Below are 14,103 nucleotides of genomic sequence, written 5' to 3'. Positions count from 1 at the left end.
AATCCCCCCCGTTAAGTTCAAGTTTCCTGCCACATCATAGGCAACAATTCCTCCCGTACTTCCATTCCAATAGGATGATGTTGCAGATCCTAAAGTCGCACTCGAATATTGCGGTACTCTCACGACTTGATAGGTTTGTTGTCCTTGACTTGCCGTCGCTGCGGCACTCACATAGCTATTGATCAGTCCTCCTCCGTTCGTGCCTTTGATCGGGACTGAGCCTCCACTCACTGCCCCTGTTGCTACTACATATTCATAATTCCCCGCACTCCCACTTAAATACCCACTCGCTCCGTTCGTTGGTTGTGTTCCCCCTGCTACTAAGGCGGGTACATCTCCTCCTACTCCATCCCCATACGCATCCGTGTTGGTGGAGTTGATCGCTGCGTCTTGGGTTTGGATAATCAACAGCAAGTCCCCTGCGGCTATATCCGTTGTGGCTCCATTGATATCTTTTGCGCCGACGGCAATCGATGTTGCTCCTGCTGTTACCGTCGATACTCCTGGATAGTAGGTGTTGATGATCCCTGCGGGTGCTCCGACTCCATCCTTCCCTGGGACTCCACATAGCGCTGGTGCTGTTTGGGCGTTTGCTTCCTCAATTATTGATGGTATTTCTATTCTCTTTAAATTTCCACTCTTAAATATCTGGGGAAACGGGATGGGGAAAAAAGAAATCATCACAAATATGCTAGCGATCGCGATCGCTAGCCATTTTCGATATCCTCGCAGAATTAGCTTCTGTATAGACTTGCTGATGTTTCTTAGTAGGTTATATCGTGAATGCATAATTATTTTCGCTGGGAGGATAGCAATAAATTAGGAGTTAGCGAGGAGAAATTAGAGCGGTTATGGTCGATCCAAGATGTTTATTTACTTTCTATCTGTAAATCTTCTTCCTGTTTCTCAAAGATGATTTCAATATCTCGATAATCCTTAAAATAAATTTCGACGCGCCGATCGCGGGCATAGTCAGTAATTTGATTGCCCTGTGAAGCTAGCTGAGTTTCACCGAGCGATCGCACAGTCATGCGTTCGGAAGCGATGCCCCGTCGCATTAGATAGTTGCGAACGGAACGCGCTCGCCTAAAGCCAAGCTCAAGATTATAGGCATCGCTAGCCCTAGGATCGGTATGTCCAATCAGGGTAATAACGATCGTCGGATATTGTTTTAATACATCAGCGATCCGATCCAGAACTTTAGCGCTGGTGGGACCGATCTCGGCACGATCGAGCGCAAAGTGAATTTGACGGGGCACAGATAAAACGATCGGGTCAGGCGATGGCGGAACCTTTACAACCTGAGGCGGTGTCGTACAAACAGGAGTTACGGCTGGAGGGAGAGGGAGCGCAGGCGCTGATAGATCGGGATTGACAATGCGAGCATTGAAGGCTGGTTCAGAAGTACCATATTGCGAATCGGTAGCGATCGCGCTGATAGTATCCCCTACTCGCACATTTTTGAGAGAAGTCCCAAACTTACCATTGGCATCGGTTTTAACCGTGGTCAGGTATTCGCTAAGGGAGCCATAGGGAAGATTGGGATCGATTTTGCCAGTGACTCGATAAATATCGACTTCGGTATCAAGATCGGCAGTACCGTCAATATTGACTTGGTTAGAGGAAAACATCGGAAAGGCAGTAGCAAGAAAAGTAGGTGCATTAATTGCCCCATTAGCCGTATCGACGCGCCGAAAATAGGAGTCACGGGGAAGATTAATCCCATCTCCCGTCATGAAATCGCGATCGCTAATATGCCGCTGAGAAATCAGATCGATACTCAATCCCTTTAAAGCCGTAAAGGTGTTCCTGCGAATGAGATTGCGATCGCTTTTAGGAAAAGCGGCGATCGCCACACCCGAACCATTTTGATTGCTAATTTCGTTATTAGTCACCCGATGGTCGTTGCCCATCAGATAGATTGCCGCATAGCTAGTACTGCGATCATTAAAGAGAATGCGGTTATCTTCAATGGCGATCGCCCCAGTAGGCTTAAAAAGATATATCCCACTACCATCATTAGCGCAGAGGGTATTGCCCTTGATGCGAAGATTAGCAACTTCACCTTCTAGATAAATACCGTGGGGCATACCATCAAAACCATTATTGGTAATGGCATTTTCGAGGATTTGGGTTCCCGTCGCCTTTACCGATGTGACAATACCGCTGCCCTCATGGTAGGCAATCCGATTGTGACGAATCACCGCATCGCTACTATTAAACAAATAAACGCCAAAACTAGAGGTTCTTTTCGGCATATCACCCGTAGGAGGAATACCCAGCCAGTTTGCTTCGAGATTCACCCCTTGAGGCACATGATTGCTGTCATAGAAAGGAGCATTGTTGGCTGGCTGCTGCGTAGTGTCGGGCGGGGGAGCCTGATGGGAAATAAAAATATCGGCGGAGGGAGTGGTCGTGGGTACGGATTCGATCGCATTAAATCCATAGAGACTTAATCCTTTGATTGTCACGCCATCGGCAACGATCGTCAATCCTCGCAAAATCTCGACCCCCTTGGCAGGGGCGATCGCCACAATCGGCTGGGGAATTGCCACTTCTCGGGCAAAGGACATTTGAGCGTCGTAGCCAGACTGGGTAGTACCATCTACGATTAGGTTTGGACTGGTGATATCGGGTAGGGCTTTGCGTAACTTGATCGTCGTGCGATTAGGCGGCAAATTAAAAATAATCCGCGAACCTTTGGCATTGGCGGCTAGCGGCTTAATTTGAGCGCGTTCGGACTCGCTGAGACGATCGATCGATAGACTGCCATTAGCGATCGCCATTGCCTCGCGAAGGGTCATTTCGTTATTGGGCTGGATCTCGTCATCGCGATCGCTATTAACGGTAATTTGGTAATTAGGGCTAGAAGTTTCCGCGATCGCGAAATCACTGCTACCGAATACCATTCCCTCTACAACTATCAAACCGATAGAAGCTATCAATACTGCACCTACTTTTCTCGCGCTTACTTTTCTAATGTTTAGTTTTCGCATAGTTTCTAATTTTTTAGATTTGAGAGCCGTTCGGGATCGATCGCAAAGCCACTTTTCTCAGTTGGACTGAGACCAATCGCTCGCAGGAATGCGGTAGTGGTATCACCCTTATTGGTTAATAAGAAGTTAAAAGCAGTAGCAAGACGGCGATCGGCGCTACTAGCAACAGGCTCGCTGCCTTTACTTTCGTTATTATTAGAGAAATTGGCGGACGCATTCTCATTACCGATCAACTTACTCAAGAGTTGAGTCGGAGAAGATTCAACGGCATAACTCAATAAGATATTGCGAGAAACAGCCGATCGGGCAGGATTTTCAGGCAGGGCGATCGCCAAGAGCGAATCCGTTAATGCGGGTAGTTGACTTAACAACGGGGCAAATCCAAGATTGGATATTTGGATGGAATTGGTAATTGCTGGATTGAATTGGGGGTTAAGTTGAGGATCGGCAACTGTGCGCTCGAGCCAATCAGATACGCGCCGATCGGCTTCCAAAAAGAGCGACAGGGGTAAGGTGGCATTGGTGGAAACTGCCAAGGATGGAGATTTGCCTGCTGCTTGAGCAATTGGGGCTTGCGCCGTTGCTGCTGGAGCCGTCGGGACAGAAGCAATATTGGAATTACCATCATCCTGACTGAGGGAGATATAGACCTGAGAGATATCTTTACTATCGGCATTGACACTACGAGCGCTTAATAAAATGCGATCGGAACTCACGCCCTTATCTAGTAAATAACTCCTAACAGCGAGCGCTTTCAGCGCTCCGAGATCCTGACCTGCGGAGGCACTCAAAACAGAATTAGACTGTATTTCAAATAGAAGGTTGGGATTGGCATTTAACCGTTCGATCGTGCGATCGAGCGTGGCATAACTCAAGTCGGCGATCTTGCCATCATTCCCCACGTTCACCGCCACCGATACGTTAGGAACTTTTCCGCTCGCGGAATCAGAGGGGCTCGCGCTAGCTTGGAGGATCGGCGATGCATTGGGCAAGAGTGCTTGTAAAAACTCCGCCGTTGGCGAATTCGATGCCATTGTCTGCAATCTAGTCGCGATCGCATTAAATACATCAGCCTTCCCACTAATCGCAAAACTGACGGGGGTCGCCTTAACATCAGTATTGCTCGCCGAACCAATCAGTTCGGTGCTATTGATCGGAACACCCCCTAAGGAGCGTAAGGTCATCTGACTGTTAGCCACGCCGCGATCGAGCAAATACTTCCTCGTCGCCATCATCCGCTTAGCTGCGAGATTATCTCCCGAATTCATTTCCGCCAGCGAACCAATATATCCGCGAATATCAAGGGAGAGATCGTTATATTCCCTCAAAATCGCAACAAGATTTTCCAAAATCGCAATATCAGAGATCGCTAACTCCGCATTATTACCTTGACGGTTCTCTGTAAAGGTGAGCGATCGCGCTACATTAAGACTGATTACCTGTGGAGTCGGTGGCGTTGCTACGGCTGCTACTTTCGGTGCTTGGGGAGAAGCAGTAGCCACAGGGGTTTGCGGATCGATCGGCTCCTGTTGCTGGCGAGGGGGAGTCTTCTGCAAGCCAAAACCATCAAACAATTCGTTCAATTTCACAGTGATACCAGCATATAACCCACCTGCCGAGCGCGTACCGCTAAAATCGCGATCGGCATTCACGGCACCGCTACTATAGCCCGCAGCTAGACGCAAATTTGGGGTCAGATAATAACCCACCTCACCCACTAATCCCATTTCGCTATAATTTGCCGTCGGTTGATTGAGAAATCGCGTTTCACCAACTAACTCGACGTTATAGCCAGCACGGTAAGTCACCCGAAATTGCGTCAGGTTAGTTGCCGATACCGCCGTAAAATCCGAAGCGACATTAGTCGTACTATTGCGTAAAGCTAACTTACCGTAAAATTCCCATTGCCAGTTGGGCGCGTAAATACCTTCTAAAGCCAAGGTATAGTCGTTATAGCCCGTGCCGCTACCAAGGAGCAGTGAATCAGGCACAATGCTAGGGTTTTGACGGTATTCATACCGCAGCAATAGATTAAATTTATCATCATTAGGATCGCGATAGGCAAGCCCAACCTTGAGGCTGGAAATCGTGCCTAATCCCACAATTGATTGATTTGCGGCACTGGATTGCTGGTAATTAAATAGCATGGTCAGAGCAGGAGAAAGTTTCCCCAAAGCCGAAGCTGTAACTACAGTATTACTGCTACTGCTATTACTACGATTCTCAAATTTGGCACTTGCTTTAAAATCTGGATTATCCGTATATTCAAACCCAATATTGTAACTATCGCCATTCTGCAAGGTCAGAGAGCTAGAAGATTGACCGACCGCAAAGGGTTGTAAAAACGATGTCCCCGTAGTCGTAGTCGTTCCAAAACTACCAAATATATGTTCGTAGCCAAAATTTAAACGCACTCCAGGCAGTACTTGCCAGCGTTGGTTCAACCCTAGGGAACCTTGGGTAGTTGTCGCATTATTCGCTCCACCTACTAAGGAGTAACGTCCCGTAAAGGTGGTATCGGTACCGAGTTTGTATTCTCCTAACAGATCGGCACTGGTAATCGAATTACCTGCAAGAGGACCTGAGTGGAACCATTGCTGCCCCAATCGCGCTGTCAACCCTTGGAAAATAGTCCAATCTAAAGCTAAGACACTGCGATCGGGAATAACAGCATCGGAACTGGAGGAAAGACTAACTTCATTTTGGGCAGTAAGTTTGACATTATCGGCAATGGGCACGCTTAAACGCGATCGCAACTGCGTCGAATTCCCCGATAAGGTACTGGGAGAAATCCGATCTTGGCGATCGCGAAACAAGAGATCGAGATTAAGTAGCGAAGAACCGAGATTTTGCTGGAGCCCCAAACTAATGGTACGAAGAGAATTGTCTACAGCCGATCCTGGAGTAGCCTGCTGCCCGACATTGAGAAGATCGGTAAGCGAGGTTAAGGGACGAGGAGCAACGCCAAGGTTTTCTTCTTGGTCATAGGTAAACTTAAAGATAGTCGTGGGACTAACCTTCGCATTTAATTCCGCTCCATATTTAGTTTGTCCTGGCACAAAACTGGTCGTAGCATTATTCGCAAACCCAGTTTCCGCTTTTCGATAATAAAGCTTGCCAATAATATCCGAACTTAACTCGCTGTTTAACTCAAAACGGAGGGCTGTACCAGTAATATATCCATACAACTCCGAATCATTTTGCGATCGCGCATATTCCGCAATCAACTGGGTCTTTTCACCAAAAGATATTAGCGCATTCGCTCCATACAGGATGAAGTTGCGAATGCCAAGGCTCTCTTTAAAGTAATTGGCTCCGATCCAACTCGGTTGATTTTGACTGCGATTGAGATGATAGCGTAGTTGACCGCCATAGATGCTGCTATCGCCCCCAACCTGCTCGTTTTGATAGGTAACGACGATCTGGCGGCGCAAAAGCTGCCCAGAATCACCTATTTCCGTTTGTAATAATGGCTGACGGAAGAGAAGAGAACCATTGTCATAGTTAATATCGTAATCTTTACCACGGGTTAACGATTGACTGGAAATCACCGTTCCCGCACTAAAGAAATCAACCAACTCCACAAAGACATTCTCACTACCTTCGATCAGCAAGCGCTTTGACAGAAAATAAGTGCCACTCGTACCATTAGGAGCGATCGTATCGCGCTGAAAGGACTTACCGACATTGCTATAAAAGCCCGTAATCTGTACATCGCCGATATTAAAGTTACCTTTAAACCCTTGCAATTGCCTCGAAATCCCGCTAAATTGCTGCGATCGCGAAGTAAATTCATCCGTAGTGAAATTTCCCCACATGAAGTAATCCGTACTCGCTCCCTTAACAGGAGAATTACGCTCAAAGCGCAAATATAAGCTGTCATAGGATGGCGTAGTCTTGGTAGAAGTAGAACTATCTCCATAAACGGGATACTGCGAATCGCAATATTGTGCCGTACCCGATAAACTACGATTGCCAGCACAGTCTTGATTGAGACTGCGATTGCTGTTGTATGCGCCTGTAAATAACCACTCACCAATCCGTCCTGTACCAAACACCGCCCCATAGAGATCGACTTGGGTATTATTGTTGAGATCCGTAGGTAAAAAATCGCGCAAGCTGCGATAAAAATCAGTACCCCTAGCCCCAAAGCGCAGATCGATAACCCCAGTCACCAGAGAGGGACGGAGATCCGTTTCAAATAAAACTTGGGTAAAGGCTTCCATTTTGGCATTAGAAGCGCGGATCGTCACCGTTCCCGTTTTTAAACTCGATCGCAACTGAGCCGTAAATCTTCCCTGCTTAGCGCGGACTTGAAATCCTGGCTGTTCGGGCGAAGCATCCGTACCAATTAACTCACCGTCACTAGCTTCTAAAGTGACCAAGTCATCCCAATTAGAGCGATTGCCATCGGCATCGACCAATTGCCCTTCAATAGTGACATTGGAACGCCCATCAGCAGGAACGCGGGATTCTAAAGTACTGACTACTAATTTTACGGGCTTACCTCGGACTTTTAAGCTCATCGAACTGGCAACCGATCCCGTACCAGCTTCCTTCACCACAATTTGGTTATCGCCAGGCTGTAAAGGAACACCGTACCAAGTTTGTGTAACTAATTTATTAGTTTCATCTAACTCCGAACGACCAATTAAATTAGGGTTGACTGACTGCCCATTCACTACAAGTTCAATTTTAGTATTGGCAGGCATCTGGATCGTAACCGTCGCCGCAGGGACATCCAAAACAGTCCCCACCGTAGGCGAGAGAATCACAATCCTTGGCAGCACTTGCTCGGCGGGAACGGCAGTATCAGCGACTTTGCCATTCAAGGAACTGCTAGTTTTAGAGTCCAATCGATTAGGGTTTGCTGTCTGCAAAGGAACTGCATCAGTCCTATTGGGAATTGCTTGAACTTGTTTATCCAGGGGAGATGCTATGTTGGCATCGGTTTTGGCATCGGTTTTGACATCAGCTTTAGCATTAGCTTTGACATCAATTTTGTTTTTATCAGTTAATGATTCTTGATGATTAATATCTAAATCTTTTGTTGGCAAATCGGCAATTAGTTCCGCCTTCACAGTTGCGGACATCAATAACAGCAAAATCTGTGGCAATACCACAATCCCTAATTTACCAAGAGGTATAGAAATACTTTTCACTACTTAGAACCTCCTTTTTCGGTTGTACCAATACCACGCGCTGCAGGAGTCAAAGCGAAGTTCACTCTACTTAACGAACCAGGAGCCAGTTTTACCAACCGCGATTGACTGTTACGCTCGATAAAATATAGATTTGGTGCAAGGGTATAACCAGGAACCGAGGTCAAGTCGATCGCTAAAGTACGACTGCCTGAAAGAACGTTACTGAGAGAAAATAGTCCATTGGCATCCGTAACAATCCGAGTACCATCATCCATATAAATCACCGCGTTGGGAACTCCTGGTTCGCCTGGTTGTTGTTCGCCATCAAAGTTTTTGTCAACAAATACACGTCCGATCAAAGTACCGCAATCCGACAATAGCCCTGGGCGAATTCTCAGAGCAAAGGAGACGGGACCATCACGCACAACCTGTTGATTATCCGCACGAATACCCGATACTGATGCTTGATTGATTCCATTACCTCGAATCGCATCATTGGTAAGCTGGGCTGCATAGACGATGTTCAGAGCGAGATTATCTGAAGCCTTAGGAAGAGCGACATTGGGAGTGAAGGTCAAGCTTCTACCATTTTGTACCACCCCTAATGTCACGGCATTTGAGCCAAGGGCAGCGCGGGCGGAACCATTGACATACTGGAAGCCTAAGGGCAAATTATCCGTAATCGAAGGCTGATTAATTGGCGCAGAAGAGAGGTTTTGAATAGCTAAACGATAAATAACCGTGTCGCCTGGTTCGGCAGCTGCGCGATCGCCTGTTTTCAAAATTTGAATCGCTTGTGCCTCACATACACCAACCTTAAGGTTAACTGCCACAGCTAAACTCAAACCTACCGTCGCCGCATTGGTAATATCAATTACTCCATTTAAAGAAGTCGCTCCACTCGATGCCGAAATTGGATTGCCATCCAAAGAAGTAGCCGTATAACTCACTACATTGCCATTTCGCGCTGTGATCGTCAATTTGATGCGCCTGCCACCTAAATTGGAGTTCGCTGGCTGTTTCACCGCCAAAATATATTCTCGACCCACATCCACTTGTCCTCGATTAACATCAAGCAAAAAGTTAAACTTACCCTTATCACTAGATGTCAAGAAGAAAGGATTGGCATTATAGAAATTCGGATCTAATCCAGCAATCTTGCCACCACCTGCTTGGCTGGGAGGTACGGTAGCAGTTAAAGAAACTGGTGAACCTATATCACCTGTCGAATTGAGCAATTCGTACAAGCCCACACTAAAACCCGTATAATCGCTCAATAAACTGCCATCACAAGAGGTCAGAAGACCAAAGGGATCGACTAAGGAATTTGACGCTGCCGTTGGGTTGACTGTTGTTGACGAAGAATTACCTGAGAAAATATTGCCTGCTGCATTGGTATAACTGTAGGTAGCGGTATTCTGAATTGGAGTTTTCGTCTGCGCTTGGCTAGCATTACTTACTTGAACGATCGCGCCAAACAGAAATACGGCAGTAAGGTTGAGACTATTTCGCAGAAAATTTTGTTTTATCGTCAGACTTCGAGTTTTCATCTTCAACAGTTAACCTTAATGACCGAACATTTTGATCTAAAAAGCTGGATCTAATTTTTTAATCTAATTTTTTTAATCCTTTGTCGATCGAATGACTGATGGTATTCAACTATTCGATCGATCGGGATATATTGATTTGCCTCTAACGAACCCGAACTTGATAGGTGGCGTAGGTAATAGTCTTAGCAGGAAAGCTATCACCAAATCTCCATCGAACATTCGTGTACATACTATCAGGTGCGGGACGATTTACAATCTCCCCATTGTCTAATTTGACCCGAATCGTCGGATTATCACTATAGGTTTTACCTCCGTCAATGCTGTAGTCTACCTTTGCGCCTTGAAGAGTGGGCAAGGTTGCCGAGCCTAAAACATAAATCGAAGACTTGGGAATAGGTTGAGTGACAACCAAGTTTTTAATTTGCCGATCGCTAATATTGCTAGCAGTTACCACATAGCGAATACTTTCTCCTGGAAGCAGAGATGCGTTCGTGGGTAGAGGTTTCCATGCCACTTGTCCTGAAGCGATCGCTACAACCGACTGCCTTTCAGCGACAAGCTTGAGTTGAATTGGGGCTTGTTGCTGAGATGATTGAGCAAATACTGGTTCGCTAGACTGGGAACTAGCAAGCCCTGGCATAACACCAGTAAAAGGAACAGTGGATAAAAGAGCGATCGCTCCAATTCCAATTAAATTCATACGTTGCATCTTGATCACCTAATTTATAACAATAAGCATGGAATTTAAGAATTAGAATGAGAGTCATTCTAATTCTTAAATTCAGAGCGATTATCTAGTTCACCTTACGTTGGAAATTAAAGGTTCTGGATACCCCAGGAGCAACCGTACCAGTAACGGTATCGATGTACTTGGTGACATCGGTAGTTGCAGTGGTGCCAGTCTGATCGCCACTAGCAGTAGTACCCGCAGTACCACTAAAGAAAGTGATCGTAGAAGCACCAGAATCCTTAGCGGAACCAACAATGTTACTAGTATCAATTTGACCATTAGCATCATTGTCTTTTGCCCAGTTATTGGGAGCTGTAACACCATCTTCCGTAATAACCACCTTGCCAGCATTCAGAACCACATTTCCAGTTCCCGCCGCCAGATCGGAAATATTGGTATAGATAATTTGATACTCAATGATGTTACCAGGGGCAGGTTTCTTGGCTGTAGTACTAAAGGTTCCGTCAGTACCCGACACCGCAGGACCAGTTCCTTGTAAAACCCTTGACTGTTTTACAAGTTGCAGGAAGCCCGTATAAACGCGATCGATAGTAATGTTTGTAGCCGCATCATCGGGTAACCCATTACCATTGGCATCAACAAAAGCAGTGATTGGCACGGGGAAACCGCGTTGAACCGTTGTGATACCTGCACCCTGAGCACTACCATCTGTCGAAAGAGGAGTTCCAGATGGCAGATCGACACTGACCCCATAATTAGCGGAACCAGCCCCATTCGCAGGCACTGCCGCCGCAGGAATTTGCACTGGGTTTGTGGCACTAATGGGGTTACCACCAACAGTACCAACTCCTGAAGTAAAGGTAAAGACTCCCGTACCAGAGTTGTAGGTATAAGAAGCCGATATACCCTGATAGGACACAGTTACGACAGTTCCATTAGGCAGATCGGTCTTGGTTGCTGGTGCAGTCGGAATCAGAGAAATATTACCCGCTGTCGTACCGTTATTCTGAACAGTATTAGTAAAGGATACAGGAGCAGGATCGATGGTCGTTCCAGGTGCCGTATTAGGTGGAATCAATGCCGACTGATTGGTAAAGTCATCGTTATTGCTCGTCGGTCCAACGGCAGCAGGAGCACCACTAGGACCATTCAAAACCGAACTAGCAACAGGCGTTGTAATCGTAGTTGCATTAACATTACCAAGAGGATTTTTGGTACCAGTATTATTATTTCCTGTATCAATATTAGTCGGTGTAGGTGTACCGGAATAGAATCCACTATCGGTCGTAGTCGGGAAGGTACTCGTACCAGGATTGAAATTATCTGGGTTTTGGTCACCTGAGTCGTCATAGATCTTCGTAGTCGGATCGCCCACAGTAGTACCCGCCACCTGAGCAATGTTATAGATGGTGGTCGGACTAGCTGTCGCTCCAGTTGTCTTGACTTGGATATTAAAACCTGTAACTGTCGCTCCAGTTGCTACTGAGGTAATCAGAGCAGGATTGTTAACAAAACCAACTCTGGTAACCGCAGTTAAGCCTCCACCTGGAACAGTCGTAGTCCATGTAGCCGCATCAGCATTAGTAGTAACAGGAGTGGTCGTATAAACCACGATCCAGCCCGCAGGAGGAGTCGGCGCAACGTTAAGTACAGTCTTTGCGGGAATCGCATCAGAGACCAAGATCCGCGTAACGGTGGAACCATCCAGCGAGATACTTGTCCCAGCCAATCCCGCAGGGGAAATACCCGTACTAGTTACGTCATTACTCTCAACCCTCAAACTCAACCCATAGGTCAACAAATCATCGGTCAGAGTCGCAGGAGTACCCGCATTACTATAGGCAGTCTGAGTTTTCAGAATAGTTGCTAAAGCTCTTGTTTTAGCAGCACTGTTAACGGTCGTCGTCTGAGTAGCACTGGCTTCCCTCACGCCATTGACTGATGGACCATTAGGATCGGGAGTAGGAGCGACTGTATAAATATCACCACCATCGGCAATCCGTGGCTGGTTTTGAGCATCCCCAGGGGTTTGTCCCAATCTATCGGTAATGACATCCCCCGCATTAGCTCCCGCCTGAACGGTAACTGGTACCCTTACTAGCACAGTGCCGTTAGGAGAGATCCCCGCTGTTGTCAGTCCAGCAACGGGAACGTTTGTCCAAGTTGCCCCTCCATCAGTACTATATTGCAGTTGACCGCTTGCAGGTGTAGTACCAGTTTTATCAACAGGCAATACTCCAGAGACAGTAGCTGGTCCCGTTGTTGTTGAAACATTGGGAATCTGGAATCTGGTAAAATCATTACCCACGTTGGTAACGGTGTAGGTAAATACCAACACATTCCCTGGCTGAACGGTACCGCCTGGGGTAGTCTGGTTGGTGAATCCCGAGCCAGTCACCGTAATACCTGCTACTTCTGCTACAGTTACGGTAACCGTGTTGGATGTAGTATTAATAGGACTACCTGGGTTGTTCGGATCTTCATAGGTACCCGTTGCCGTATTCTGAATTGCTGTTCCAGCAGCAGTTTGGGGGACACTTTGCGCGAGTGTGGTTAGTGGAGTTAGTAGAGATATTCCCCCAATCGTTAATGTCGCTGCAATCAACCGATAGTATGAAGCAAGCGGATTTATTTGTTTACTATATTTAGGCATGTGTTCAGGGGTTCCTCACTAAAAGGGGATGCATTTCTTTCAAAGAAATTCAAATCACGAAAGTTAAATTACCCATTTCTAGAATGAACCATGTCATCCTTTTATATTCAACTAAAACTCACTCAAAACATAGGCAATCTAATTATGCTGAAAAATACACAATATTTAAGCATAAAATTTGCCGAACATCTTCTTGATAAGCTTTAAAGAATATAAATAGGAATGAGATTTAGATCATAAAAGACAGATTGGTAATGTAGGAAATAAGTATACTCTGAGGGGATTTCTACTCAGTCTAGATTAAATGTGGGGATACAAATTATAAATAGACCTAACTAGCTGACGTATATTTCTTATGAATGTTGAATCTATAGTACCCAAAACTTTCTACATATCCTCTATCCAGCGGCAATACCTATCAAGTATAGCTGGATGCTGTAGATCTATTGGGCAAGAATGATTCTCTAACGTCAAGAGTTTAAAGTCTCATCTAGATTTCACTGGACACAAAAATACTATATCGTACTACATAATAAATTATCTTATAGTAGAACTATGGAATAGTGCAATACGTTAATCTGAATTTAATCTCAACACCTTTCTGGATAAGCTTTAGAACAAATCCGCATCAAAATATTATTTAGATATTATTAATAAAGATATTATTTGGATATTCTAGAACAAGAGATATTTTTTACTCAAAAGACTATTGATTAGTAACTAGCTTAGTAACTAAGAGCGACTAAAAACCAAATAATTTCAGCAATAAGTAATCAACAACTAATAGCAATCGTGGCAAGTAGCGAGAATAAACGCATACGAGATGAATTTGAAAGGCTTGCTACCACATAGCTATGTAAAGATTTTGGTATCAGATCGTTAAAAAGCTGAATAATATCTAGCAAATTTGACCTCACCAAGGATGAATCCTTAAAAATCTGTTCTATCTTTTCCGACCACAAGCTTATGAGGCTTAAATCTTGAGTTAAATCTGGTAAATCCATTAGGATTTTGCTGCTTTCGTTAAAATTTTGGATCGAGACATTATAAAGAGCAACTAATAATGAAT

At 45.5% G+C, this 14,103-nt stretch carries 6 protein-coding genes and 1 pseudogene; all 7 read right to left on the bottom strand.

All coding sequences use genetic code 11. From position 1 onward, the window contains the following. A pseudogene (locus tag AC805_RS04555) lies at window positions 1–789 on the bottom strand (hypothetical protein); the annotation flags it as partial. Between the two features lie 80 nt (window positions 790–869). Continuing rightward, on the bottom strand, window positions 870–2,996 hold the full coding sequence (locus AC805_RS04550; protein WP_055074314.1) for an OmpA family protein: 2,127 nt from the start codon (window positions 2,994–2,996) through the stop codon (window positions 870–872). 5 nt (window positions 2,997–3,001) lie between these two features. Beyond that, window positions 3,002–8,158 (bottom strand): TonB-dependent receptor, encoded by a 5,157-nt coding sequence (locus tag AC805_RS04545; RefSeq protein ID WP_156341300.1) that lies wholly within the window; start codon window positions 8,156–8,158, stop codon window positions 3,002–3,004. After that, entirely contained in the window at window positions 8,158–9,690 is a 1,533-nt protein-coding gene (locus AC805_RS04540; protein WP_055074313.1) for a DUF11 domain-containing protein, read from the bottom strand. The genes AC805_RS04545 and AC805_RS04540 overlap by 1 nt, the downstream gene beginning before the upstream one ends. A 142-nt stretch (window positions 9,691–9,832) precedes the next feature. Then, window positions 9,833–10,390 (bottom strand): hypothetical protein, encoded by a 558-nt coding sequence (locus tag AC805_RS04535; protein ID WP_197278633.1) that lies wholly within the window; start codon window positions 10,388–10,390, stop codon window positions 9,833–9,835. A gap of 94 nt (window positions 10,391–10,484) precedes the next feature. After that, window positions 10,485–13,034, bottom strand: coding sequence for a hypothetical protein (locus AC805_RS04530; RefSeq protein ID WP_055074311.1), 2,550 nt, complete (start codon window positions 13,032–13,034; stop codon window positions 10,485–10,487). A gap of 773 nt (window positions 13,035–13,807) precedes the next feature. Further along, window positions 13,808–14,103, bottom strand: a 296-nt coding sequence (locus AC805_RS26715) for a hypothetical protein (protein ID WP_231662431.1), incomplete at its 5' end; no start/stop codon positions are given.

It is taken from the genome of Pseudanabaena sp. 'Roaring Creek', assembly GCF_001402795.1.
In the GTDB taxonomy this organism is placed as follows: domain Bacteria; phylum Cyanobacteriota; class Cyanobacteriia; order Pseudanabaenales; family Pseudanabaenaceae; genus Pseudanabaena.
The sequence above is the reverse complement of the archived record's forward strand: the minus strand, read 5'-3'. Positions and strand labels throughout refer to the sequence as shown.